Source organism: Clostridium bornimense, assembly GCF_018917145.1.
Taxonomy (GTDB): domain Bacteria; phylum Bacillota; class Clostridia; order Clostridiales; family Clostridiaceae; genus Clostridium_AN; species Clostridium_AN bornimense_A.
In genome coordinates this window covers 51780-77177 of sequence record NZ_JAHLOD010000004.1, presented here as the reverse complement: position 1 = coordinate 77177, position 25398 = coordinate 51780, and the positions used below count along the sequence as shown (strand labels likewise).

At 29.6% G+C, this 25398-nt stretch carries 26 protein-coding genes and 1 pseudogene; 25 read left to right on the top strand and 2 right to left on the bottom strand.

All coding sequences use genetic code 11. From position 1 onward, the window contains the following. Nucleotides 1–111: 111 nt before the first annotated feature. Nucleotides 112–1113, bottom strand: a pseudogene (locus KQI30_RS02500) (glycosyltransferase family 2 protein). A gap of 577 nt (nt 1114–1690) precedes the next feature. Here KQI30_RS02500 and spoIIAA point away from each other — a divergent pair. The 7 genes from spoIIAA to KQI30_RS02460 all read left to right on the top strand — a co-directional run bounded on the left by spoIIAA (nt 1691) and on the right by KQI30_RS02460 (nt 5837). Beyond that, nucleotides 1691–2026, top strand: coding sequence for an anti-sigma F factor antagonist (gene spoIIAA / locus KQI30_RS02490; RefSeq protein WP_216461578.1), 336 nt, complete (start codon nt 1691–1693; stop codon nt 2024–2026). A gap of 11 nt (nt 2027–2037) precedes the next feature. Continuing rightward, nucleotides 2038–2454 (top strand): anti-sigma F factor, encoded by a 417-nt coding sequence (gene spoIIAB / locus KQI30_RS02485; protein ID WP_216461577.1) that lies wholly within the window; start codon nt 2038–2040, stop codon nt 2452–2454. 29 nt (nt 2455–2483) lie between these two features. Then, complete coding sequence (gene sigF / locus KQI30_RS02480; protein WP_216461617.1) at nt 2484–3281, top strand: RNA polymerase sporulation sigma factor SigF; 798 nt, start codon at nt 2484–2486, stop codon at nt 3279–3281. 159 nt (nt 3282–3440) lie between these two features. After that, nucleotides 3441–3893 carry a stage V sporulation protein AC gene (gene spoVAC, locus KQI30_RS02475; RefSeq protein ID WP_216461576.1) on the top strand — a complete coding sequence of 151 codons (453 nt, stop codon included), beginning with the start codon at nt 3441–3443 and terminating at the stop codon, nt 3891–3893. Nucleotides 3894–3896: 3 nt separating this feature from the next. Continuing rightward, on the top strand, nt 3897–4910 hold the full coding sequence (spoVAD, locus tag KQI30_RS02470; RefSeq protein WP_216461575.1) for a stage V sporulation protein AD: 1014 nt from the start codon (nt 3897–3899) through the stop codon (nt 4908–4910). A 7-nt stretch (nt 4911–4917) separates the two neighbouring features. Then, entirely contained in the window at nt 4918–5274 is a 357-nt protein-coding gene (spoVAE, locus tag KQI30_RS02465) for a stage V sporulation protein AE (RefSeq protein WP_216461574.1), read from the top strand. A gap of 2 nt (nt 5275–5276) precedes the next feature. Continuing rightward, nucleotides 5277–5837, top strand: a complete 561-nt coding sequence (locus tag KQI30_RS02460; RefSeq protein WP_253287348.1) for a stage V sporulation protein AE — start codon at nt 5277–5279, stop codon at nt 5835–5837. A 32-nt stretch (nt 5838–5869) separates the two neighbouring features. Here KQI30_RS02460 and KQI30_RS02455 read toward each other — a convergent pair whose 3' ends face one another. Next, the gene (locus KQI30_RS02455; RefSeq protein ID WP_216461573.1) at nt 5870–8458 is read right to left on the bottom strand and encodes a transglycosylase domain-containing protein; all 2589 of its coding nucleotides are present in this window, start codon (nt 8456–8458) and stop codon (nt 5870–5872) included. Nucleotides 8459–8726: 268 nt separating this feature from the next. Here KQI30_RS02455 and hflX point away from each other — a divergent pair, with 268 nt between their 5' ends. The 18 genes from hflX (at nt 8727) to secF (ending at nt 25172) form a co-directional block, all read left to right on the top strand. Beyond that, nucleotides 8727–10514 (top strand): GTPase HflX, encoded by a 1788-nt coding sequence (gene hflX, locus KQI30_RS02450; RefSeq protein ID WP_216461572.1) that lies wholly within the window; start codon nt 8727–8729, stop codon nt 10512–10514. 61 nt (nt 10515–10575) lie between these two features. Continuing rightward, nucleotides 10576–11469: a nucleotidyltransferase domain-containing protein gene (locus tag KQI30_RS02445; protein WP_216461571.1), complete on the top strand. Its 894-nt coding sequence runs from the start codon at nt 10576–10578 to the stop codon at nt 11467–11469. 95 nt (nt 11470–11564) lie between these two features. Continuing rightward, the gene (locus KQI30_RS02440) at nt 11565–12998 is read left to right on the top strand and encodes a PLP-dependent aminotransferase family protein (protein WP_216461570.1); all 1434 of its coding nucleotides are present in this window, start codon (nt 11565–11567) and stop codon (nt 12996–12998) included. Next, nucleotides 12976–13635 (top strand): HEAT repeat domain-containing protein, encoded by a 660-nt coding sequence (locus KQI30_RS02435; RefSeq protein WP_216461569.1) that lies wholly within the window; start codon nt 12976–12978, stop codon nt 13633–13635. The genes KQI30_RS02440 and KQI30_RS02435 overlap by 23 nt, the downstream gene beginning before the upstream one ends. Next, entirely contained in the window at nt 13632–13787 is a 156-nt protein-coding gene (locus KQI30_RS02430; RefSeq protein ID WP_216461568.1) for a hypothetical protein, read from the top strand. Before KQI30_RS02435 ends, KQI30_RS02430 begins: the two co-directional genes overlap by 4 nt. Before the next feature lie 78 nt (nt 13788–13865). Continuing rightward, complete coding sequence (locus tag KQI30_RS02425; protein ID WP_216461567.1) at nt 13866–14510, top strand: YigZ family protein; 645 nt, start codon at nt 13866–13868, stop codon at nt 14508–14510. A 100-nt stretch (nt 14511–14610) separates the two neighbouring features. Further along, nucleotides 14611–15345 carry a YebC/PmpR family DNA-binding transcriptional regulator gene (locus KQI30_RS02420; protein WP_216461566.1) on the top strand — a complete coding sequence of 245 codons (735 nt, stop codon included), beginning with the start codon at nt 14611–14613 and terminating at the stop codon, nt 15343–15345. Nucleotides 15346–15553: 208 nt separating this feature from the next. Continuing rightward, nucleotides 15554–16207: a hypothetical protein gene (locus KQI30_RS02415; protein ID WP_216461565.1), complete on the top strand. Its 654-nt coding sequence runs from the start codon at nt 15554–15556 to the stop codon at nt 16205–16207. A 356-nt stretch (nt 16208–16563) separates the two neighbouring features. Then, complete coding sequence (ruvA, locus tag KQI30_RS02410) at nt 16564–17166, top strand: Holliday junction branch migration protein RuvA (protein ID WP_216461615.1); 603 nt, start codon at nt 16564–16566, stop codon at nt 17164–17166. A 12-nt stretch (nt 17167–17178) separates the two neighbouring features. Further along, nucleotides 17179–18213 carry a Holliday junction branch migration DNA helicase RuvB gene (gene ruvB, locus KQI30_RS02405; protein WP_216461564.1) on the top strand — a complete coding sequence of 345 codons (1035 nt, stop codon included), beginning with the start codon at nt 17179–17181 and terminating at the stop codon, nt 18211–18213. Nucleotides 18214–18219: 6 nt separating this feature from the next. Then, entirely contained in the window at nt 18220–19242 is a 1023-nt protein-coding gene (gene queA, locus KQI30_RS02400) for a tRNA preQ1(34) S-adenosylmethionine ribosyltransferase-isomerase QueA (protein ID WP_216461563.1), read from the top strand. A 127-nt stretch (nt 19243–19369) separates the two neighbouring features. After that, a complete protein-coding gene (tgt, locus tag KQI30_RS02395; RefSeq protein WP_216461562.1) occupies nt 19370–20506 on the top strand; it encodes a tRNA guanosine(34) transglycosylase Tgt in 1137 nt (378 codons plus the stop codon). Between the two features lie 12 nt (nt 20507–20518). After that, nucleotides 20519–20791 carry a preprotein translocase subunit YajC gene (gene yajC, locus KQI30_RS02390; RefSeq protein WP_216461561.1) on the top strand — a complete coding sequence of 91 codons (273 nt, stop codon included), beginning with the start codon at nt 20519–20521 and terminating at the stop codon, nt 20789–20791. Between the two features lie 70 nt (nt 20792–20861). Further along, on the top strand, nt 20862–21236 hold the full coding sequence (locus KQI30_RS02385) for a TIGR04086 family membrane protein (RefSeq protein ID WP_216461560.1): 375 nt from the start codon (nt 20862–20864) through the stop codon (nt 21234–21236). Nucleotides 21237–21338: 102 nt separating this feature from the next. After that, nucleotides 21339–21476: a six-cysteine ranthipeptide SCIFF gene (scfA, locus tag KQI30_RS02380; RefSeq protein ID WP_216461559.1), complete on the top strand. Its 138-nt coding sequence runs from the start codon at nt 21339–21341 to the stop codon at nt 21474–21476. Nucleotides 21477–21553: 77 nt separating this feature from the next. After that, the gene (gene scfB / locus KQI30_RS02375; RefSeq protein ID WP_216461558.1) at nt 21554–22912 is read left to right on the top strand and encodes a thioether cross-link-forming SCIFF peptide maturase; all 1359 of its coding nucleotides are present in this window, start codon (nt 21554–21556) and stop codon (nt 22910–22912) included. An 87-nt stretch (nt 22913–22999) separates the two neighbouring features. Next, nucleotides 23000–24295: a protein translocase subunit SecD gene (secD, locus tag KQI30_RS02370; RefSeq protein ID WP_216461557.1), complete on the top strand. Its 1296-nt coding sequence runs from the start codon at nt 23000–23002 to the stop codon at nt 24293–24295. A gap of 4 nt (nt 24296–24299) precedes the next feature. Beyond that, entirely contained in the window at nt 24300–25172 is an 873-nt protein-coding gene (gene secF / locus KQI30_RS02365; RefSeq protein WP_216461556.1) for a protein translocase subunit SecF, read from the top strand. Nucleotides 25173–25398: the final 226 nt, after the last annotated feature.

The window sequence follows — 25398 nt, the reverse complement described above, 5'->3', positions numbered from 1 at the left end:
AACTTTTCATTTGTTAATGCGACACTTCCACTTAAAATTCTCATGGAACTTAGTTATTATAGTTTTTATATGACTTTGATAAGTTTAGGAGTTTGAATAATTTAATGTTAATTAATTCATAGAGTTTTTTTCTCTTAGGAATACTAGATTAGCAAAAAATCTATTAAAATATTTTAAGTATAAATTCTTAGGAAGCATACCTTTTAAATATTTATTTTTTCTAAAGTTAGGATAATTTCCTTTTACTTTTCTTGTACATTGGGTAAAACCTTTCATAAATAAATCTTTATCCTTGTATTTGGCTAATCTTTTTATGAAGGTAGCATATAAATATTTCATGTAAATATATTCTAACACATCTTTGTAATCATTATAGATTTCTTCAACTTTATAATATTCAATTATATTTTCTAAATTGATTAAAATATCATAGAGTTTACAAGTATAGGTATGAGTTATGGAGTTTGGTCTTTGAATATAATGATAAAATTCATCAGGAACTATAGCAGCACTTGTAATATCAGGAATTAACTTATAAATCATTCGTACATCTTCAAACCAAACTCCTTTTTTAAATAATCCATCATCTTCATATTTCTTTTTTAATAATAAAGATTTTTTATATATTTTGTTCCAAACAACAGGATAGCAATATAATATAAGTTTATTTTTATCATCTAAAGTTAGACTATTAAGATCCTTTTCTAATTCAGCTTGAATAGATAAATTTTTATTTGGATATACTATGTCAACATTACAGTAAACTACATCATAATCAGCTTCTTTAGCTTTATTATACATTACATCAAGCATATTGTTTTCAACATAATCATCACCATCTATAAATGAAATATATTCACCAGTGGCATAGGATAAACCATAATTTCGAGCGTCACTCATGCCACCATGTTCTTTTATTAAAGGTATTATTTTTTTATTGTGTCTATTGTTAGTTATATATTAACTTATTATTTTTTGGCTATTATCTGTTGAACCATCATTTACTACTATAATTTCAATATTATCTAAAGTTTGATTAATTAGTGAATCAAGACATTTAGCTATGTAGTTTTCTACATTAAAGACTGGTACTATAACACTAATTTTTGACACATATATCCTTCCAATGTATAAATATGACATAATTAATATTATATTGATATTTCTTGCATTTTTCAAATTAAAATATAATTAATATAAATAAGAATGGTGAGTAAATAAAATATAGCTTAATATTAAAAGAAATTTCACAAAGTTTATGAAAATATTTTTAGGTATAATAAGTTTTGCATTATCTTATTCAAGAAATGATTGGTTGGCGTTAGGAGTAGGTTTGGTGATTTTATCTATACCTTTTTATTTTTTTATAAAATTCTAATACATGAATGCTGTACAATGACTATGTATATTTTATAAAAAAATGGGTAATAATATATATAAATAAAAATTCTATTTGGAAATAAAAGGAAATTGTATTATAATAAAGAATATACTAATTCGTAATTGTTAATTCATAAGCAAAGTATATATTTTTATATCTAGAATACATAATACTTAATTATGGATATATAAGAGATAAAAATTAGAATACTAAGTTATAAAATTAAAGAAATTTAAAAAAATTTCAAGTAAATTGTGAATTGAGAATTGTGAATTGAGAATTGTGAATTATATTATTAGGGGTGGGAAGATGAATGTAGAATTCAAAAGAAATGGTCATACACTTATTGTAAATTTAAGTGGTGAATTAGATCATCATAGTGCAGAGAAAATAAGAGAAGAAATAGATTTAACTATGGATAAGGGATTCAAAAATCTTATTTTCAATTTTAGTAAGGTATCTTTTATGGATAGTTCAGGAATAGGTGTTATTATAGGAAGATATAAAAAGGTTCAAAGAAAAGGTGGTATTACTTGTATAACTTGTCTAAGTGATAAAATTAAAAGAATTTTTGATATATCTGGATTGTTTAAGATAATACCTTATTATTCAAGTGATGAAGATGCTTTAGAGAAAATAGTTTAGGGGGGTAAAAAATGAAAAATTCAATGAAAATTCAGTTTCTTAGTAAGTCTGAGAATGAGGCTTTTGCTAGGGTAGCAGTGGCTGCATTTGTTTCTCAATTAGATCCAACTCTAGATGTAATAAATGATATAAAAACAGCGGTATCAGAGGGAGTAACTAATGCTATTATTCATGGATATGAAGGAAGAGATGATGAGGAAGTTTATATTGAATGTGAGTTAGATGATAATACATTAACTATAAAGATAATTGATAATGGAGTTGGAATAAAAAATATTGAGGAAGCTAAGGAGCCTTTATATACATCTAGACCAGATCTTGAAAGGTCAGGAATGGGATTTACTCTTATGGAAACTTTTATGGATGAAATGGATGTTTCATCTAGAGAAGGACAAGGAACAGTAATAACACTTAGGAAAACTATATAGTTTTTATTAAGCTAGGGAAGGGAGGGAGTATTACGGAAAAGGGAGCAACCTCTAAGGAGTTAAAAGATAATAAATATGAGATGAATGTAGAACTTATAAGAAAGGTTCAAGAAGGAGATAGTGAGGCTTTAAATATGATAATAGAAAAAAACTTGCCATTAGTTAATGCTATCTCTAAGAAGTTCCTTAATAGAGGATATGAATATGATGATATTTTTCAGATAGGTTCGTTAGGATTAGTGAAAGCTGTACAAAATTTCAATCCAGACTTCAATGTAAAGTTTTCTACTTATGCTGTCCCTATGATTATGGGAGAAATTAAAAGATTCTTAAGAGATGATGGAATGATTAAAGTAAGTAGAAATTTGAAGACAATAGGAAAGAAGGTTCACTTTTGTAGAGAAGAGTTAGTAAATGAATTAAAAAGAGACCCCACCATTGAAGAAATTGCAGAAAGATGCGATATAGAAGTGGATGAAGTTATTATGGCAACAGAATCTATGAACAGTATCAATTATTTATATGATATAATTCATCATGATGATGGTTCTCCTGTGTTACTAATAGATAAATTAAGTGAAAGTGGTTCAGAATATGAAGAACTAACTGATAAGATAGCATTAAAAGAGGCACTTAGAAATCTTGATGATAAATCAAGACAGATAATAGTATTAAGATATTTTAAAGATAGAACACAAAGTGAAGTAGCGAAATTACTTGGAATAAGCCAAGTTCAAGTATCAAGAATAGAGAAGAAGGTTCTTAAAGTTATGAGAGATAATTTTAACGAAGAAGCGTATAAAGAAAAAAAGAAGAAAAAGAAATGATGTGAAATAGAAAATCATAAATTTATATTTATAATTATGAAGGAACTGTTGTATGATAAGTGAAAATTTATCGACAATGGTTCTTTTTATTATATTTATGAGAGAAAAATCGTGTATTAAAAATATTCTTTTGAAAATACTAAAACAGGAGGTGATTTTATGAAGGCTAAAGAGGAGCAAATAAAGCAGGTTTTTAAGGATCTAAGCGAAACTGATAAGCCTAAACCACATTTAATTAAAAACTGTATATTTGCTTTTATAGTTGGAGGAATTATTTGTGTTATTGCTCAAGGGATTATGAATTTTTTGGAGTATCTAAAGTTCTCTACTGAGGATATAGCTAGTATCACACCAATGGTTATGGTATTTTTGGGGGCTCTTCTTACTGGAATAGGAATTTATGATAAGTTTGCAACTTTTGGAGGTGCAGGGACTGTAGTTCCAATAACAGGGTTTGCCAATGCTATAGTGTCTCCAGCTATAGAATTCAAGAAGGAAGGATATGTATTTGGTGTAGCATCGAAGATGTTTACAATTGCTGGTCCTGTTCTAGTTTATGGAATAAGTGCATCAGTAATAGTAGGAATAATTTATTATTTCATTGGAGGATAAAAGATGGGAAAGAGAATAGGAAATCAAACTATACAAATGGAGTTGAAACCTTCTATAGAAGTTACAACATCTGTTGTAGGACCTAAGGAAGGTAATGGACCATTAGCAGATTATTTTGACATAATTCTAACTGATGATACTAATGGGCAAGATAGTTTTGAAAAGGCTGAATCTTCTATGATGAATAGAGCTATTGTAGAAACAATAAGTAAAGCTCAAATAGAAGATAAAGATATAAATTATATTTTTGGTGGGGACTTGTTAAATCAACTTACAGCATCACATTTTGCTATAAGAGATATAGATATTCCCTTTTTTGGTTTATATGGTGCATGTTCTACTATGACAGAATCTTTATCGTTAGCAAGTTTAATGGTGGAGGCAGGATTTGCTGTTAATGCTATTGCAACTACATCATCACATTTTTCTTCATCTGAAAGGCAATTTAGATTTCCGCTAGAATATGGAGCTCAAAGAAAGGTTACTTCACAATGGACAGTAACAGGATCAGGAGCTATGTTAGTTAGTAATAAGAAAACTAAAGGAAAACCAGTGGTTACCTTTGTTACGACAGGAAAAGTAAAAGACTATGATATAACAGATGTTAATAATATGGGAGCGGCAATGGTACCGGCGGCAGTAGATACGTTAAAAGCTCATTTTGAAGATACAGGAAAAAATCCTAGTGATTATGATTTAATTGCTACTGGAGATTTAGGATCCGTAGGTGGAGACTTAATGGTAAAGCTTATGAAGGAATATGGATATGATATTTCTAAAAATTATATTGATTGTGGAGATCAAATTTTTATTAAGGATAATACTGTTTGTGCTGGTGGTAGCGGATGTGGATGTTCAGCTGTAGTTGATTGTGGATATATATATAAAGAAATGCTTAAAAAGAAGTTTAAAAAAGTATTAATTATGTCAACAGGTGCACTTATGAGTACTACATCTAGTTTACAAGGTGAATCAATACCTGGAATTGCTCATGCAGTTGCTTTAGAAATGGAGTGATAGATATATGGATTATTTATGGGCATTTATAATTGGTGGGCTTATATGTGTAATAGGTCAGATATTAATGGATGTGGCAAATTTGACGCCTGGGGTAATTCTTGTTGCTTTTGTTACAGCAGGTGTATTTTTAGGTGCATTAAATATATATGATTATATTATTGATATTGGTGGAGCAGGAGCTACAATTCCTTTACCTGGGTTTGGATATTCTTTGGCGAAAGGTGCTATAAAAGCAGTAAATGAAAATGGATTAATTGGAGCTTTTACAGGAGGAATAACTAGCACCGCAGGAGGAATAACTGCAGCTATAGTATTTGGATATCTTATGTCACTAATTTTTAATGCAAAAACAAAGAAATAATTATGAAGAAAGTAATAATTATAACTGATGGTGACAATGTAGCAAGACGTTCTGTGGAGTTTTGTGCTAGAGAAATTGGTGGTAGATGTATTTCTCTATCAGCAGGAAACCCTTCTCATATAGATAGTGATACATTGATAAGTTATATAAATGAAGCACCACTAGAACCGGTTCTTGTTATGGTAGATGATAAAGGTTCTAGAGGTTATGGAAGAGGAGAGGAAAATCTTATTCATTTATTAATTAATGATGACATTGAAGTGATTGGAATAGTTGCTGTTGCATCAAATACTTTTAGTGGATCACCAATAAAAGTAGATGTATCTGTAACAAAAAACTTAAAAATTAGTGATAAAGCTGTTGATAAATATGGTAATGAGCAGAAAGATAAAAATTTTTATGGTGATACCATAAATGTTATAGAACAATTTAAAGTTAGACCAATAATAGTTGGCATTGGAGATGTAGGAAAGATGCACGGAAAAGACGATATTTCATTAGGATCACCGGTACTTATGAAAGCAGTAAGGTATATATTAGATAAACATAAAAAAGTGTTGTAGAATAGTTTAACTATTCTACAACACTTTTTTAGTTAATTTGCAGGTATTTGACTAGAGTTAGGTGCGTTAGATGTTGTATCATTTTTCTCATTATTAGATATATTATTTTTATCATCAGTATTAGTAGTATTAGTGTTAGTGTTAGTAGTATCTTTACTAGTATCAGTATTTGTATCAGTATTTGTATCAGTAGTGTCTTTATTAGTATCAGTATCTTTGTTTTTATCAGTATCTTTATCTTTGTCTTTATCTTTGTCTGTTTCATAATATTTTGTTTTATGTGAAGAACAGTATTTTGTTGGTTGTGTTCCTTTTACAAAATATTCTGTATAACCATAACTGCAATTTTTACCTGCTAATAAGCCACTTTCTTCACAAATATATGCTGATACAATATCTGAAGGTTGAGCTATTGACTTTCCAGGTAAATTTTCGTGAACTTTTTTCATAATAAGCCCCCAAGCATTGGAGATTGAACTTGAACTAGCAGAATTAAAGTTATTTCCACTTTGATCGTCATAATATAAGAATAATGATCCACTATAGTAAGGGCTTAATCCTGCAAAAGTAAGTACTCTAGATTGTTCAGAAGTACCAGTTTTACCAGCAAGATTTAAATCACTTCTAAAGTTTGCCGCTGTACCAGTAGGAGTAACTTTACCTCCAGAAGTTAGTGGAGCTTTTAGTAAGTCATAAGTTATAAAAGCAGTTTCAGGTGAAAATACTTTGTGTGAGTTAGTTGAAGATTCTAGTATAGTTGCTCCGTTTCTATCAACTACTTTTGTATATAATCTTGGTTCTGTATACATACCTTGATTTCCAAAGGTACCAAATGCAGCAGCCATTTTTAATGGAGTAGTACCATATGTTTGTTCACCTAAAGCTAATGCAGCTACTGCTTTATCGCTTTCATTTAAATCAAGACCTAATTTTTGACCATATTCGAAGGATTTTTCAATACCTAATTTATCTACTGCTCTTATAACAGTTAAGTTTGAAGAAGTTCTAATTGCTTGCCTAACTGTTAATTGACCATAATTTCCACGTTGTTTTGTATACCAGTTAACAGGAGTTTCTGTATATCCAGTAGATTTTAATTCACTATCAGTAAGAGCAGTATCTTTAAGTGTTGAACCAGCATTTATAATGCCTTCTTCTATAGCAGGTGCATAACCTGTTAATGGTTTTGCTGAAGAACCAGTTTGCATATTTGTCATAGCTCTATTAATACTTAAAGGGGGCATGTCTTCAATATTTCTTCCACCAATAATAACTTTTACTTCTCCAGTAGTATAATCTATAACACTACCACCAATTTGAGGTTGAGATATACCATTATTATCTACATAAAAGTTTATACCTCTAAGTGGATAATAACTATTAGGATTATCAACGATATCTTGTGCAGCATCTTGTAAGTCTTTATTCATAGTTGTGTATATTTCTAAAGAACCAGTAGCTAAAAGATTATCAATATAATCATCATCATAGTTATATTTCTTTTTCAAATCTTTTCTTACTTGTTCTTCAACAGGACGGATGAAAAATTCGTAATGTTGTCTATTATTACTTGTACTAGCACTTTGGTTAAAAGGTATACCTTCAGTAGTTAATTGATTCATAGCAGTATTATATTCTTCATCGTTTATCTTGTTAAGCTCTTTCATTTTCATAAGAACTAATTTTGTTCTTTTTATATAAGGTCTATCATTGATAGCCATATCTTCAAAGCCTTCATTAAATGGATAATTTGAACCAGGACTCTGTGGCATACCAGCTAGAAAAGCACATTCTAATAATGAAAGGTCTTTTACTTCCTTTGTAAAGTAACTTTCAGCAGCAATACCGACACCTACATTTTGACCTCCGAAGTTTACTGTATTTAAATAAGCTTCAAGAATTGAATCTTTATTTAATACATCTTCTAATTTAATAGAATAATATATTTCTAGAACTTTTCTTGTAATCTCATTTCTATTATTTAATGCATCATCCATAAATAACTTATTTTTTATAAGTTGTTGAGTAAGGGTAGATCCACCTTGTCTACCACCACTACCTGTTAACTTTGATTTTAAATTATTTATGGCAGCTCCTGCTAATCTTTTTATATCAATACCACTATGTTTATAGAAACGTTCGTCTTCAATTGAAACAATAGCATCTTTAAGATATTGAGGCATATCATCATAAGCTACCAATTTTGTTTTGGTTACAGTAGCTACACTACCAATTTCAGTATTGTTATCAGAATAATAAGTAGATGGTTCTCCGATAGTTACAATATCATCAACATTAAGAGGAGCGGCAGAACTTATTATTGAACTAGCATACAATGAAAATGTTATTGCACTAATTGAACCAATAATAAATATTGATATAAGAGCAATTTTTAAAAATGTAAGAAATGTATTTGACTTCTTAGCACTACTTTTTTTAACAGTAGATTTGGAAGTTGATTTTCCTGTACTACTATTTTTAATTGTATTTTTATTAGTTGAGTTTTTTGAATTAGTATTTTTAACAGTTGTATTTTTATTTGATTTCGTATCATATTTTTTGTTAGGTTTTGTCGATACGTTCTTTTTTGACTTATCGTTATTTTTTTCACTTTTGCTCATTATTTATCCTCCTCAAAGAACAATATAAAGAAATTATATCATATTTCTAAAATTATAAAAACATATCTTGAAATTGAATTAGTAGAAATTAGCAAATTTTCAAAAGTGACTTCCATAAAGTTACTATTTATTTTTATGGAATATAATTGAATTTAATGTTGTAAATAATTTAATTTAGTTAATAAAATTCATTTATTTACAATCGTATTCTTATAGTATAGAATTATATTTAAAATGTTAAGACTACCTTATAGGAGGTAAATTTTTTATGATATATGGAAATTTAGAAGGAATTAAGAATTCCTACATTAATGAGTTAGAGGAATTATATAATATAAAAGTTCCAAGAAAAGAATTTATTACAGAAGAAATTATAAATGTTATGTGTAAAATAACAGAATTAATAAATAGAGAAGTTTCTGTTTCTATTAACAGAAAGGGAGATGTTTTAGGTATATCAGTAGGGAATGCTGAAAGTGTTGAGCTTCCAGTTATAGATATAGAAGAAAAATCACTTAGTGGTGTTAGAATTATTCATACTCATCCAAGTGGAAATTCACATTTATCAGTTATAGATATTTCTGCATTGCTTAAGTTAAAGTTAGATGTAATGGCAGCAATTGGAGTTGAGGATGGAAAAGCTAAGGATATTTCATTAGGATTTTGTGGGGTCTATGAGAATAATTTAGTTGTTGAGAAAAAGTATAATAATACAATAGAAGAAGTATTACAATTTGATTATTTAGATAAAGTACATTATATTGAAGAATCAATAAAAAATAGTGATATAAAAGAAATTGAAGAAGAAAAAGCCATATTAGTATCAACAGATAGTGAAGAAATGCTTGATGAGTTAGAAGAACTTGCTTTTGCTTGTAATGTTACAGTAGTTTATAAAGTGTTACAAAAGAAAAACAAGATAGAAGCAGCTACTTTTATAGGTAGTGGAAAAGCTGAAGAAATAGCATTATTAAGACAAGTTTATGATGCTAATGTTATAATTTTTGATGATGAGCTTTCAGGAGCACAAGTTAAAAATTTAGAATCTATAATTGGAACAAAGGTTATAGATAGAACAACATTAATTTTAGATATATTTGCAAGAAGAGCGAAGACTAGGGAAGCTAAGATACAAGTAGAATTAGCTCAGTTAAAATATAGATCGGCTAGACTTTTAGGTTTAGGTGTAGTTATGTCAAGAACTGGGGCAGGTATAGGAACAAGAGGACCAGGGGAAAAGAAGCTTGAAATTGATAAAAGAAAGATTAGAGAAAATATACATGATTTAAATAAAGAATTAGAAAAGATTCGAAAAAACAGATCTGTTCAGAGGGAAAAAAGAAATAAGGCTAATATGCCTAAGATATCTTTAGTGGGATATACAAATGCTGGTAAATCTACTTTAAGAAACTTATTAGCTAATAATTATGCAAAAGATAGCGCCTTAAATAAAGAGAATGTATTTGCAGAAAATATGCTTTTTGCTACTTTAGATGTTACTACTAGAGCTATTGAACTTAAAGATAGAAGAATAGCGGCTCTTACTGATACTGTTGGATTTGTAAGAAAGCTTCCTCATGATTTAGTAGCAGCGTTTAAGTCTACATTAGAAGAAGTAACTTACTCAGATTTACTATTACATGTTGTAGATGGATCTTCACAGGCTGTTTTTGATCAAATAGAAGCAGTAGAAGAAGTATTAGTTGAGTTAAGTGCAAATGATAAACCTCAAATATTAGTTATTAATAAGATAGACCTAATGGATGAAGAAAAAGTTGCGAAGTTAGAAGAAAAGTTTAATTACTTACCTATAGTAAAAATAAGTGCTAAGAAAGAAATTAATATAGAAGATCTTATGGAGAAAATGACAGAAGTTATACCATCTACAATGAGAAAAGTGGAATATCTAATTCCTTATACTGATTCAAGTGCAGTTTCATATATTCATAGAACTTCTATTGTTGAGGAGGAAGAATATTTAGAATATGGTACACGAATTGTAGCAACAGTGGATGAGGAGGTTTTTAATAAAACTGCAAATTATATTAAAAAATGATTAAATATGTATTATAATAAGGATATATGAATTTTTATTTGGTTTTAGAGGGGGGTCCGTTGTGGAAAGAACTATATTACAATATCAAAAAGCATATAATTCTATAATAGAAAAGCTTAAGGAGAAGAATAATATTATAGGCGTTATGGTCTTTGGTTCAATGGTGTCAGGGGATCTCTGGGAAGAGTCTGATATAGATTTGTTTGTTATAACTAAAGATGGACCTAGTGGCATTGAAAATATTCATATTGATGAAAAAGGGGTACCTGTTCATATAAAATTAATGGGGAAGGATAAGTTTATAAATTTACATGAGAAAGATTTAAAAGGTGGATTTATTCACAGAATTTTTGCATCATCTAAATTAGTTTTTTCAAAGGATAAAGAGATTACTCAGAGATATGATGATGGAAGATATTATCCAGACTTAGACAGGGAAAGATGGAATATTGTGTATCTAGGTGAGTTTTTAAAGAGTATGGGAAGTTGTAAAAAGCAATTAGGAAACAATTCAACATATATTGCTAATGTTTCTATGAATAAGTGCTTAGAAAGTTTTGCAAAGTTATATGTAAATTATTCTGGATATATGATAAGCAAAGATGCATTAACAATGGTGATAAATTTAGATGATGAATTCAAGATGTATGTAGATAAGTTTATATATAATAAGGAGGATATTAACAAAAGTATTAATGAATGTATAGATTACTTATGGGATTATGTAGATTTGAATTTGAAGTCTATTTGTAGATTATTACTAGGTTATATAAAAGAACAGGATAGATTTTTATCTTCTTCAGAGATAAAGAAAGATCCTTTATTTGCAGATTTTAATATTGAGGTAGAAGAAATTTTAGATAAGTTATGGAATAAGAATATAGTTAAAAGAGATTTTAGAGAATATAAATTCAATGGTGAAGTTTTATTCAAAGAAAATGTTTATTATATATAGAAGTATATAACAATGTTTTATATTAATAATAGGGACTTGCAAATTATAAACTTTAATTTGTGTAGTCCCTGAGGTTTTATATGTGGAGTTTATATATGGATAAATATATTTTTAAATTTAATGAAAAGGAAGAAAAGCCTAAGTATATACAATTGTCTGAATATATAATTGGTCTTATTGAAGATAAAAAGATAGGTGAAGGTGAAAAGTTACCACCGATAAGAAAATATGCTAAAGAATTGGGTGTTAATAATGATACTATTGTAGCTGCATATAAAAAGATTGTTTTACTTGGATATGCATATCAAAAAATGGGGTCAGGTACTTATTGTAAGAGAAGAGGAAAAACTAGAAATTTTAAAAGTGATTACTCAAGAATAATTAAGGATAGGTTTAATAATAAAGCTAATAAGTCATATATAGATTTTGTTGGGGAAGGATTTAATAATGAATACTTTCCCGTTGAAAAGTTTAAGGAATGTATAAATGAGGTAATTGATAGAGATGGAATATATGCATTAACATCTTATGACACTACAGGATATTCTGGACTTAGAAGTAATATTTCTAAAGTGTTTTGGAATGGAGAAGTTAAGGAAGAAGATATTCTTATTTTGTCAGGGGCTCAACAAGGTATAGATGTTATTGCTAAGGTGCTTTTAAACCCAGGTGATAAAGTAGTAGTTGAAAAGCCAACTTATGGTGGTGCACTGTATGCTTTTGCATCTAGAAGGAGTAATGTTTTAGAAATAGATATGGAGGTCGACGGAGGAAATCTTGTGGAACTTGAGAAGATCTTGAAGGGTAATAAGGTTAAGGCTATGTACCTTATGAGTTACTTTCAAAATCCTACAGGGGTTTCTTATTCAAAAGAGAAAAAAGAAAAATTGTTAAAGCTTGCGGAAAAATATAACTTTTATATTATCGAAGATGATTATTTGTCAGAGCTTATTTATGACAAGAAGGAATACATTACAATAAAGAAATTAGATATCTATGATAGAGTTATATATATAAAGTCATTTTCAAAAATATTTGCACCAGGTATAAGATTAGGATATATGATACTACCTAAAAGAATAAAGGAATCCGTGGAAAGTTCAAAAATTTCTACAGATGTTTTGACATCATCGCTTATGCAAAGAACTCTTGATAATTATATTAGTAAGGGTCATTGGATAAGATATATAGAAGAAATTAGAAATCATTATAAAGATATGTATTATATGATGATAAAATTATTAGAAGAAAATTTATCTGATTATATAAAATTTCATAAACCTAATGGTGGATTAGTGATTTATTGTGAAATATTAGATAGTCGAATATCTTCAAGAAAGTTGTTTAATAGTTGTTTGAAAAGAAATGTATTGATAACACCAGCGGTGCTTTTCTATAATAATTATAAAATTGGTGATAAGTATTTTAGATTATCATTTTCTAGTGCAAAGGAAGATGAAATGAAAAAAGGAATTACTTGTTTAAGGGAGGTTTTTCAAGAGTTATATGAAGAACTTGGGATTTATTAATATAAATTTAGATAATCTATATGAAGCTTCAGAAGAAGAAATAACATATTATCTCTTCCTAAACGGATATAATGTAAAAAATCTTATGGCAATACGAAGGTTGCCAAAGGAAGAGATACAAAGTCACATTATAGAGGGAAAAATGAAATATAAGGTAATAGAGAAGGCTAGTAATCCTAAAGAACTTTTAGATAAGCTTTGTAAAACACCTAAAAATGATAAAATATATGCATTAAATATGTTAGATGAAGATATTAAAAATAAATTAATAGAGTTTGTTAGAAAAAATTATGTTAATCTTTATTCAAAAGAGAAAGAAACAGCACTATGGATAATTGGAGAGTTGAAGGCAGAAGAGGCTATGGATGTTCTAATAAAAGGAGCAGTACATAAATTTGTTAATGTTAAAAGAATGGCTCTTTCTGCTATGAGCAAAATAGGAAGTAAAAAAGGAGAAGCAGCAGTACTTAGGGCGCTATCTGATGAAAATCCACAGGTGGTTGCCTATGCTATTAAAGCTTTAACTTCAATAAGTCCTGATGAACATAGTGATAAGATTGAAGATATTAGAATGAATAGCAATAATAAGGGGATTTGTGCTGCTTGTGATGGATATTTAAATAGGGCACAAGTATGAGGGCACAAGTCACAGATTTTATTGCAGTAATTCATGTTGGTATTGTTTTTATAGGTATTCCAATATTAAAATATATTTATATGATATTATTAATTTTAATAACATGGTTAAGTTGGAAGTTTGGATTTAAAACAAGTAAACTTAAAAATTGATTAGATGTGCACGGTATATAACTTATTAGTGAATAAGGAATGTATTTTCACTGAGCACTGCTAAAGGAGGAATATTTTTTGTATAAGACGATATTAAAATATGGTGAAGATAGATTTGAAGAAAAACGTTCTGAATTTATAGGATATGCTAAAAGAGTTGAGTCAGAGGAGGAAGCCAGGGCTTTTGTTGATGAAATAAAGGCTATGCATAAACAGGCTACTCATAATGTATACGCTTATATAATTGGTGAAAATATGGGGATACAAAGGTATAGTGATGATGGTGAGCCACAAGGTACAGCAGGGGTTCCTGTTCTTGATTGTATAAAGAAAAAAGGCCTTACTAATGTAGCTGTTGTAGTAACTAGATATTTTGGTGGTGTGTTATTAGGAACAGGGGGGCTTGTTAGAGCTTACTCACATGGAGCTTCTATAGCTCTTGAGGCTGGTGAACCTGTTGAGAAAGTTTTAGGTAGAGCTGTTTATTTTAAATTGAGTTATGATTTGTATGGGAAAATACAATATCTTTGTGGCACTAATAATTGGCATATAGAGGATTCAGTATTTACTGATGAAGTAGAGGTAAAAATATATTTTGAAAGTGCTATAATAGAAGAGGTAAAGAAAAGTGTCATTGAAGCAACTAATGGTAAAGTTGCTATAAGAGAAGATGATGAGATGTACTATTATAAGATGGAAAATAGATTATATCCAGAGGTATAATAATATTTACCTTGTAATTGGTATATAAATAAGTTTAAAATAATATATAGATTTAAAGTTAAGTTGTTATACTTTAATTTATGAAAATAGGAGGGTTAATATGTCAGGACATTCAAAGTGGCATAATATAGCGGCTAAAAAAGGAAAGAATGATGCTGCAAGAGGAAAGATTTTTACTAAGTTAGGTAAGGAAATAGCTATGGCAGCTAAGGATGGATCTAATCCAGACCTTAATGTTAAGCTTGCTAACATAATTGCAAAGGCAAAGGCAGCTAATATGCCTAATGATACAATAAATAGAGCTATAAAGAAAGGCTCTGGAGAATTAGAAAATGTTAATTATGAAGAAATTACATATGAAGGATATGGCGCTGGCGGAGTTGCTTTTGTAGTAGAAGCATTAACTGATAATAAAAACAGATCTGCTGGTAATGTAAGATCACACTTTACAAAATGTGATGGAAATTTAGGAGCTACTGGTTGTGTATCATGGATGTTCCAAAAGAAAGGTCAAATAGTTATTGAAAAGAATGACCTTGATGAAGATGAAGTTATGATGCTTGCACTAGATGCAGGAGCAGAAGATTTTTCTTCAGAAGGAGATGTGTTTGAGATAACAACATCTGTTGAAGATTTTGGAGCTGTTAGAACAGCGTTAGAAGCAAAAGGATTAGAATTCTTATCAGCTGAAATTACTATGATACCAGATAATTATACAGCTGTAGATATGGAAACAGCTGCAAAAATACAAAAGTTAGTTGATAGACTAGAAGATGATGATGATGTATCTAATGTTTATCACAACGCAGAATTTCCAGAAGAATTTGAAGGATAATTTTAAGTAAAATTGAGCTACTGCACAAAAGAGAGTGTAGTAGCTTTTTTAGTGTACAGATATATATTGAGGTACAGGAAAAGTACATGTAGAGTAAGAATTAATAAATATCAAAATTTAAAAATAATGATAATTTAGATTTGAAATTTGTAAAAATATGATTAAAAAATGAGTTGTTGTCCATAATACTTAAAAAAGGAGTGGTATTATGAGTGATAATTCTTTAAATAAATATCCAAAGATAAGATTTAATAAAGTTAATATTAGAGATATAATTATTGGAACATTACTATTAATTATAGTAGCATTAGGTAGTGTTATAGTATACCTTGTTAATAACAATGATGATGAAGTTTTACAAACCATGAACGAATTTTCAAATACATTAGTAAAGGATAATGAAGAAGTTATATTAAGAACTGTAACAATAAGAGCAATTGATAATTTTGAAGAAAAAGAACCTTCTAGTGTATTAGAAAAAGAGAAGTTGAATTATTTAAATAAGATAAAGATATATAACGATAGTGGTAAAATTGAAGATTTAAATATGAGAAGTAAGGAAAATTTAATCGATAGAGAGTTTGTTATAAATAAAAACTTATATGTAACATCTCTAGAAAATGGTAAGGTGATTTTTACTCATTATCAATATGAAAGACCTTATGTACTTAAGACAGAAAATAGCTTAGTTAATGTATATAAGGTAGATGGTAGTGGACAATTAAAGCTTGTGCGAAATACAGATATTAAATTACAAATAAGAGAAAGTTCAGATCTTAGACCTATACAAGAAGGTAAGGCACAAATTAAAGAAGATAGTGATGATAATATTAGAAATTATCTTCATGTATTTATTTCATAATAATTGCTAGTAGAATAGGGTGATGTCATATTAATGAATAAATTTTGTGGCAGTCACCTGTTTTATTATCAGTGCAAAGGTATATATAAGTGCACAGTGATTTATGAAATTTCCTTTGGGCAATTTCTGAGATTGTAAGTGAGACATTTTTGGATATATAGTAAGCTTTAGTTTCCTACACTATTCACTATTACCTATTCATTCTCAAACTGTGCACTGAAAATGTGAACTGATTGAATCGTCAATTGTTACTGTTTTTTAAAATCCTTCCCTTGATAAAAAACTATTTCAATGTTAAAGTATAAAATGACTAAGTATGTGAGAGGGGGAAGTCAAAGAGGTCTTTGACGAAAAATTTGTACGAATATATAAAAGGAATATATAAAGGGTTTAAGAAAGATTATATTATTATAGAGAATCAAGGAATTGGTTATAAGATATTTACATCGGGAAGTACAATGGCAGCTCTTCCAGACTTAGATCAAGAAGTATTTGTTTATTTAAAACAAGTAGTTAGAGAAGATTTTATTGGATTATATGGATTTATAACAGAAGAAGAGTTAGAATTATTTAATAACCTTACAAATATAAATGGTGTAGGTGCTAAGGCAGCATTATCTATTTTATCTATTGGTAATGTAACTAATATAAAATATGCAATAGTTTCCGGTGATGAAAAATTTATAATTAAGGCACAGGGAATAGGTAAGAAGATAGCACAAAGAATTATATTAGAACTTAAGGATAAGTTATATAAGGAACAAATAAGTGAAGGTATTACTGTAGACGATATTTCAATTGTAGATAATATCGATAATAATAAGATTGCAGAAGTAAGAGAGGCTTTATTAGCATTAGGATATGGCGAGAAGGAAATAGAAAAGGCACTTAAAAAGGCTACTCTTACTGAGACTATAGAGAATATTATTAAAGAAGCGTTAAAACTTCTTATGAATTGAAGGTGATTTTAGATGGATGATAGATTGATCTCACCAGATATAAAAATTGGGGAAGAAGTAGAGTATTCTTTAAGACCAGAAAACTTGGCAGAATATATTGGTCAAGAAAAGGTAAAAGAAAAATTATCTATTTTTATAAAAGCTGCAAAGAAGAGAAATGAAGCGCTAGATCACGTGTTGTTATATGGACCTCCAGGGCTTGGAAAGACAACATTAGCTAATATTATTGCTAAAGAAATGGGTGGTAATCTTAAGGTAACATCAGGACCAGCCATTGAAAGAGCTGGTGATTTAGCTGCAATATTGACAACATTATCTCCTTATGACGTACTTTTTATAGATGAAATTCACAGGTTGAATAGATCTGTAGAAGAAATCTTATATCCTGCAATGGAAGATTATGCTTTGGATATAGTTATAGGTAAAGGTGCTGCAGCAAAATCAATAAGAATAGATTTGCCTAAATTTACTTTAATTGGTGCAACTACTAGAGTAGGCCTTTTAACAGCACCACTTAGAGATAGATTTGGAGTAATGTGCTCTATGGAATTTTATAATGATAATGAACTAAAAGAAATCATAATGAGGTCTGGAGAAATCTTAGATGTTGATATGGATAGTGCTGCAGCTATGGAGATAGGTAAGAGAAGTAGAGGTACGCCTAGAATAGCTAACAGGCTATTGAAAAGAGTAAGAGATTATGCAGATGTTAAGTGTGATGGTATTATTGATATAGATAGTGCGAGGGAAGCATTAAATCTTATGGAAGTCGATAGTGAAGGCTTTGATAAGGTGGACAATAAAATTCTTAAAGCTATCATAGAATCTTTTAATGGTGGACCAGTAGGAGTAGAAACATTATCTTATTTTATAAGTGAAGAGTTGGGTACTATTGAAGATGTATATGAACCATATCTTCTTCAAAAAGGTTTCATTGTTAGAACGCCAAGGGGTAGGATAGCTACAGATAAGGCTTATGAACATTTAGGATATAAGAAAAATAAAAAAGAAAATTCAAATCAAATTAACTTTTTAGATAAGGAGTAATAAACTATGAAGGTTTCAGATTTCGACTTTCATCTTCCAGAAGAACTTATAGGTCAAACACCGTATAAAGATAGAGATCAGTGTAGACTATTAGTTATGGATAAGAAAACAGGAGAAATTGAACATAAACATTTTTATGACATATATGATCAGTTACAAAAAGGAGATACTTTAGTACTAAATGATACGAGGGTAATTCCTGCAAGACTTATAGGAGAAAAAGAAGATACTAAAGGAAAAATGGAGTTTCTTCTTTTAAAGAGAATAGATAAAGATAAATGGCAAACTCTAGTTAAGCCTGGTAAAAGAGCAAAAATAGGAACAACATTTGTTTTTGGTGATGGATTACTTAAGGCAAAAGTTGTTGATATATCTGATGAAGGAAGCAGAATAGTAGAGTTTTCATACGAAGGAATATTTGAAGAAGTATTAGATAAACTTGGAGAGATGCCACTACCTCCGTATATAACAGAAAAGTTAGAAGATAAGGAAGCATATCAAACTGTTTATTCTAAAAATTCAGGATCTGCTGCGGCACCAACAGCAGGACTTCATTTCACTGAAGAATTACTTGAAAGAATAAAAGAAAAAGGAATAAATATTGTATATGTTACACTTCATGTAGGACTTGGAACTTTTAGACCAGTAAAAGTAGAAGATATTGAAAATCACTTTATGCATTCAGAGTACTTTGAAATAAGTGAAGAGAGTGCAAAAGTAATCAATGAAACAAAAGAAAATGGTGGAAGAGTAATCTGTGTAGGTACAACATCTATAAGAACAGTAGAATCTTCCTCTGAAAAAGGAAAAGTTATACCAGGAAGTGGATGGACTAATATATTTATATATCCAGGTTATGAATTTAAAGTAGTGGATGCACTTATAACAAACTTCCACTTACCAGAATCAACATTACTTATGTTAGTATCAGCATTAAGTGATAGAGAAAAAATATTAAATGCATACAATATAGCGGTAGAGGAAAGATATAAGTTCTTTTCTTTTGGAGATGCTATGTTTATTAAATAGTGCACAGTGAAGGTTAATTTTCCCCGGTGGGGAAAATAATGTAGTCCTGCGGACGGCGGAAGTAGCTTGGGGAGTGCACTGAAAACTGTGCACTTACATGCACTGATAGAAAGGAACGTTATTATAGATGGCAAAATATACTTTGTTGAAAAAAGATGGAAATGCTAAAAGAGGAAGATTTGAAACAGTACATGGTGTAATTGAAACACCTGTTTTTATGAATGTAGGAACTTTAGCTGCTATAAAGGGTGCTGTTTCTTCTATGGATCTTAAAGATATTGGATGTCAGGTAGAATTATCAAATACTTATCATCTTCATTTAAGACCAGGAGATAAGGTAGTTAAGGCTATGGGAGGGCTTCATAAGTTTATGAATTGGGATAGACCGATTCTTACAGATTCAGGTGGATTCCAAGTGTTCTCTTTAGCGTCTATGAGAAAAATTAAAGAAGAGGGTGTATATTTCTCATCTCATATTGATGGAAAAAAGATTTTTATGGGACCAGAGGAATCTATGCAAATACAATCTAATTTAGCATCTACTATTGCTATGGCATTTGATGAATGTATACCAAACCCTTCAGAGAGACCATATGTATTAGATTCAGTTGCAAGAACTACAAGATGGCTTGAAAGATGCAAAAATGAGATGGATAGATTAAATTCTCTTGAAGATACAATAAATAAAGAACAACTTTTATTTGGTATAAATCAAGGTGGAGTATATGAAGATATAAGAATAGCTCATGCTAAGGAAATAGTTAAAATGGATTTAGATGGGTATGCTATAGGTGGATTAGCAGTAGGAGAAACTCATGAGGAGATGTATAGAACTATTGAAGCTGTAGCACCACATATGCCAGATAATAAGCCATTATATTTGATGGGTGTAGGGCTTCCAAGCAATATATTAGAAGCTGTAGATAGAGGGGTTGATTTCTTTGATTGTGTTTTACCTGCTAGAAATGGTAGACATGGTCATGTGTTTACTGCTCATGGAAAAATAAATTTAAAAAATGCTAAATATGAATTAGATTCTACACCAATAGATGAAGGATGTCAGTGTCCAGCATGTAAGCATTATAGTAAGGCTTACATAAGACACTTATTTAAAGCTAAAGAACTATTAGCTATGAGACTTTGTGTTCTTCATAATCTTTATTTCTATAATAAGCTTATGGAGGATATCAGAGCTGCAATAGATGGCGGCTATTTCAAGTCGTTCAAAGAAGAAAAGCTTGCTAGTTGGCAAGGAAAAGCGTAGGAGGATAAAAACATGCAATGGATGCAATTACTTTTCCCTATACTTTTATTAGGGTTAATGTACTTAATGATTTTTTTACCGGAATCAAAAAGAAGAAAAAAATTTGCTAAAATGTTAAGCGAAATTAAGGTAAATGATAAGATAATGACTAAAGGCGGTATAATTGGAAAGATAGTAAAGATTCAAGAGGATACAATTGTAATAGTATCAGGACCAGATAAGGTTAAAATTGAGTTTACTAAAGAAGCTATAGGAACAGTTCTTACTGAAGAAGTTAGTAAATAAAAAAATATAGTATAAAATATCCCTCTTTTTCATAGATATTTAGTATGTATGAAAAAGGGGGGTGTTCTTTTTGGAGGTAAAAGTGGGATACAGTAATTGTTTAAAAGGGGTCTTTAGAGCATTTGTTATCACAGTAATAGCATTGTTTGTACTTGCTATAATTACTAATTTTACAGATGTATCAGATGGTGTTAAATCAAGTACGTTGCTTATTATATCTTTAATATCTGTTGTATATGGAGCTATATATGCAGCAAGGAAGAATGGAAAAAATGGTTGGATAAATGGTATGATGGTAGCATTATTTTATATGACAATTTTTTATCTTTTAGCTGGTATAGCGGGTAGGGGATTTGCTTTTAATTATAGAGATATCTTGAGGGTAGTTATTGCATTAATATCAGGCACTTTATCGGGAATGCTTGGCATAAATACAAGGTATTAACAAAATCACATTTTATATGAGATGTCAAGATACTATAGTGTTTATTTTGAAAGAATATTGTGGTATAATTACCATGGTAATGTTCAGAATGGAGGAATATATATGAAACATATAAAGACTATTAATAAAACTAACATTAAAAATAGCTTAAATAAACCAGGATGTAAAGAATGTGCTAACTCATGCCAATCAGCATGTAAAACTTCTTGTACAGTTGCAAACTTAGCTTGCGAAAATTAATTCTAAGGCAGTAACTAAGGTTACTGCTTTAAGTTTTTATATAGATATATTTATAGCTAAATTGAGGAGGATGGAATATGGCTTTAGTTCATAAATTTAAACAAGGAGAAGAATATATAGTATTAGATGTTAATTCAGGTGCGGTACATGTAGTAGATGAATTAGTTTATGACATAATAGAAGATGAAGGATTAGAAGAAAAAGAAGTAGTCCTAAAAAAATTAGAAGGTAAATATCCAGCAGAAGTTATTTCAGAAGCATATGATGAAATAGAAGAATTAGTTAAGGAAGATATGTTATATTCAAAAGATCAATATGAAGATATAGCACATAATTCAATGGATGATGCAGATTATATAAAAGCTGTATGTTTAAACATAATTCATGATTGTAACTTAAGATGTAAATATTGTTTTGCTGATGAAGGAGAATATCATGGACATAAAGGAAGAATGTCTTTAGATGTTGCTAAGAAGGCTATTGATTATGTTATTAAGAAAAGTGGTCCAAGAAGAAATATAGAAATAGATTTATTTGGTGGAGAACCTTTAATGGCATTAGATGTTATAAAGCCACTTATAGCTTATGCTAGAGAAGAAGAAAAGAAATATAATAAGAATATAAGATTCACAATGACTACAAATGGTACTTTATTAAATGAAGATACTATGAAGTTCTTAGATGAAGAAATGGGTAATATAATTTTATCTATTGATGGAAGAAAGTGTGTTAATGATTCTGTAAGGGTTAGAGCTGATGAAAGTGGATGCTATGATACTATCTTACCTAAGATAAAAGAGATGGTTAAGAATAGAGATAAGAGCAAACAATATTATGTAAGAGGAACATTTACTAGAAATAATACAGATTTCTATGAAGATGTTATGCATTTAGCTAACGAAGGATTTGATGAAATATCAATTGAACCTGTTGTTTTAGAAGATAGTCATGAATTATCTTTAAGAGAAGAGGATTTAGATACAATTTTTAAATCTTATGATGATTTATATAATGAAATGAGAAGAAGAAAAGAAGAAAATGATGGTGAATTCAAATTTTATCATTTCAATATAGATCTTCAAGGTGGTCCATGTGTTTACAAGAGAATATCTGGTTGTGGTGCAGGATATGAATATATAGCTATAACCCCAGAAGGAGATATATATCCATGTCATCAATTTGTTGGTAAAGAAGAGTTTAAGCTAGGGGATATATATGATACTGACAAGTTTGATGTGAAGATGTCTAAGGAGTTTAAGAAAGCTCATATATACAATAAACCAAAATGTAAAGATTGCTGGGCTAAGTTCTATTGTTCAGGGGGATGTCAAGCAAACAACTTTAACTTTAATGGAGATATGAAGATTCCTTATGAATTAGGGTGTAAGATGCAAAAAAAGAGAATAGAATGTGCTATCGCTTTAAAAGTAATTTAAAGATGTAAACTTTATCATATTGAATATGTTATCAAGAAAGTTTATAATTACCATATAAGCATAAAAGGCTACAAAAGGAGGAACAAAATGGAATACTTGACTAAAAAGGGTAAAAAAACAGTAAAAAAAGAGCCTAATCGTAAAAGAAGAAGTCTGATAAAATTGTTAATTATAGTAATTGTTACAGCTATCCTAGGTTATTCAGCTTCTTTTGGTCTAACATTTGGCTTTGGAACTCAACAATATAGGATAAAACCTATGGATGAGATTATCGGTAAAGGTCTAGATTTAGTTGGAGGAGTTTCTATTTTAGAAGAAATAGAAGGAAATCCTACAAATGACCAAGTTAACCAAACTATAGAAATGTTAAACTTAAGATTAAATAAGTTTGGGGTTTCAGAAACTTCTGTAAGTAAAGAAGGGGACAACAGAATAAGAATTGAAGTTCCAGGAAAATATGATGCAAATGAAATTTTAGAGTCTGTAGCGAAAACAGGAAAGCTAACTTTTAACAGTCCTGATGGTGAAGAATTACTAACAGGATCAGATGTTAAAAAAGCAGTAGCAGGATATGATAACAATAATCAACCGCTTATTCAATTAACATTAACAAAGAGCGGTACTACAAAATTTGCAGAAGCAACTAAAAAATATTTAAATCAAAAAATATCAATAAAGATGGATGATGATGTTTTAACATCACCAACAGTTCAAGCAGAAATTACTGATGGAAAAGCTCAAATTACAGGAAGTTCTTCATTATCAGAAGCTACTAAGACAGCAGAACTTATAAATGCAGGGGCATTACCTGTAACTTTAAAAGTTGTAGAAAGTAAAACTGTAAGTGGATCACTTGGAACAGGGGTTTTAGATCAAACTCTTAAAGCTGGAGCTGTAGCGTTAGCACTTGTATTTATATTTATGATTGCTGCATATAGAAGACCAGGAATTTTAGCATCAATTTCACTTATACTATTCGTAGTACTTTTACTTGGTGTTTTTGCAATATCAAATGTAACATTAACTCTTGCGGGGATTGCTGGGGTATTATTAACAATAGGTATGGCATTGGATGCTAATGTACTTATTTTTGAGAGAACGAAGGAAGAATTAAAGTCAGGTAAACCAACTAAGGTAGCAGTAGACAATGGATTTAAGAAAGCATTATCTTCTATATTAGATTCAAATGTTACAACCTTAATTTCAGGTTTTGTTCTTTATTTTGTAGGAACAGGTAGTGTTAAAGGATTTGCGATGACACTTATATTAGGTATTTTAGTAAGTATATTTACTGCAATTACTGTAACTCAAACATTACTAAAATGGAGTGTTGCAAGCGGACTTATAAAGAAACCATCACACTTTGGAATCAAGGGGGAGTAGTCACATGAAGGTAATCGAAAGAACAAAAATTTGGTTTACTATTTCCTTAGTAGTTATTCTAATTGGTATTGGAAGTATGTTATTTAAGGGGTTTAATTTTGGAATTGACTTTAAGGGAGGAACTCTTGTAGAAATTTCAATGGGGAAAGAATTAAATGACAGCGAAATTAAGGAAGTAACAGATATAATTAAAAAGCAAGATAGTTCAGCTGTAGTTACTACTGCTAACAATAATTCTCAAGTTGATGTAAAAGCTGGAGAGGATACATTAACTGAAGCTAAATTATCAACTATTACTAAGAATATACAAGAAAAGTTTTCAGATGCTAAATTAAAATCTCATGATAGAATTGGTTCAACAGTAGGTAAAGAGTTAACACAAAAGGCTATTTTATCTTCTTTAATATCAATAGTACTTATATTAGGTTATGTTGGATTTAGATTTGAATTTAAGTTCGGTTGTGCTGCAGTTATAGCATTAATTCATGATATTTTAGTTACATTATCAGTATATTCAGTATTTTCAATAACAGTGGACTCACCATTTATAGCAGCTATGCTTACTGTACTTGGATATTCTATCAATGATACTATTGTTGTTTTTGATAGAATAAGAGAAAACTTAAAGAAGATGAGAAAGAAAACTATTGAAGAAATTGCAGATGAATCTATTAATCAAACAATTAGAAGATCATTATACACTAGTATTACAACATTAATAACAATTACTACTATTACAATAATGGTACCAGCAATAAGAAACTTTGGTATTCCATTGATAATAGGTATAGCTTCTGGTGCATATTCTTCAATATTTATAGCATCACCACTTTGGGTGTTATTTAAGAAACATAGTAAGAAAAAAGTAAAAATTTAATGACATTTAGACTGTGCAAACAATGTTGGGATGCACAGTCTTTTTTTTCAGTGCGATATCAAGGCACAAATGAAAGGCAGAAGGCACAGGTATGTATCAGTGCACAGTGCACAATGATGGAGGAAATTCCATTTGGGGAATTTCTGAGATTTTAAGTGTGATAATTTTATGTATAAAGTAAGTTAATTTCTTTAAGATATTTATATTTTATATATAACTATCACAA

What these genes read in the sequence shown, in the direction of transcription:
- spoIIAA (WP_216461578.1), top strand. Translation starts at nt 1,691, where the DNA reads ATGAATGTAGAATTCAAAAGAAATGGTCATACACTTATTGTAAATTTA.
- spoIIAB (WP_216461577.1), top strand. Translation starts at nt 2,038, where the DNA reads ATGAAAAATTCAATGAAAATTCAGTTTCTTAGTAAGTCTGAGAATGAG.
- spoVAC (WP_216461576.1), top strand. Translation starts at nt 3,441, where the DNA reads ATGAAGGCTAAAGAGGAGCAAATAAAGCAGGTTTTTAAGGATCTAAGC.
- spoVAD (WP_216461575.1), top strand. Translation starts at nt 3,897, where the DNA reads ATGGGAAAGAGAATAGGAAATCAAACTATACAAATGGAGTTGAAACCT.
- spoVAE (WP_216461574.1), top strand. Translation starts at nt 4,918, where the DNA reads ATGGATTATTTATGGGCATTTATAATTGGTGGGCTTATATGTGTAATA.
- KQI30_RS02460 (WP_253287348.1), top strand. Translation starts at nt 5,277, where the DNA reads ATGAAGAAAGTAATAATTATAACTGATGGTGACAATGTAGCAAGACGT.
- KQI30_RS02455 (WP_216461573.1), bottom strand. Translation starts at nt 8,458, where the DNA reads ATGAGCAAAAGTGAAAAAAATAACGATAAGTCAAAAAAGAACGTATCG.
- hflX (WP_216461572.1), top strand. Translation starts at nt 8,727, where the DNA reads ATGATATATGGAAATTTAGAAGGAATTAAGAATTCCTACATTAATGAG.
- KQI30_RS02440 (WP_216461570.1), top strand. Translation starts at nt 11,565, where the DNA reads ATGGATAAATATATTTTTAAATTTAATGAAAAGGAAGAAAAGCCTAAG.
- KQI30_RS02435 (WP_216461569.1), top strand. Translation starts at nt 12,976, where the DNA reads ATGAAGAACTTGGGATTTATTAATATAAATTTAGATAATCTATATGAA.
- KQI30_RS02430 (WP_216461568.1), top strand. Translation starts at nt 13,632, where the DNA reads ATGAGGGCACAAGTCACAGATTTTATTGCAGTAATTCATGTTGGTATT.
- KQI30_RS02420 (WP_216461566.1), top strand. Translation starts at nt 14,611, where the DNA reads ATGTCAGGACATTCAAAGTGGCATAATATAGCGGCTAAAAAAGGAAAG.
- KQI30_RS02415 (WP_216461565.1), top strand. Translation starts at nt 15,554, where the DNA reads ATGAGTGATAATTCTTTAAATAAATATCCAAAGATAAGATTTAATAAA.
- ruvB (WP_216461564.1), top strand. Translation starts at nt 17,179, where the DNA reads ATGGATGATAGATTGATCTCACCAGATATAAAAATTGGGGAAGAAGTA.
- queA (WP_216461563.1), top strand. Translation starts at nt 18,220, where the DNA reads ATGAAGGTTTCAGATTTCGACTTTCATCTTCCAGAAGAACTTATAGGT.
- tgt (WP_216461562.1), top strand. Translation starts at nt 19,370, where the DNA reads ATGGCAAAATATACTTTGTTGAAAAAAGATGGAAATGCTAAAAGAGGA.
- yajC (WP_216461561.1), top strand. Translation starts at nt 20,519, where the DNA reads ATGCAATGGATGCAATTACTTTTCCCTATACTTTTATTAGGGTTAATG.
- scfA (WP_216461559.1), top strand. Translation starts at nt 21,339, where the DNA reads ATGAAACATATAAAGACTATTAATAAAACTAACATTAAAAATAGCTTA.
- scfB (WP_216461558.1), top strand. Translation starts at nt 21,554, where the DNA reads ATGGCTTTAGTTCATAAATTTAAACAAGGAGAAGAATATATAGTATTA.
- secD (WP_216461557.1), top strand. Translation starts at nt 23,000, where the DNA reads ATGGAATACTTGACTAAAAAGGGTAAAAAAACAGTAAAAAAAGAGCCT.
- secF (WP_216461556.1), top strand. Translation starts at nt 24,300, where the DNA reads ATGAAGGTAATCGAAAGAACAAAAATTTGGTTTACTATTTCCTTAGTA.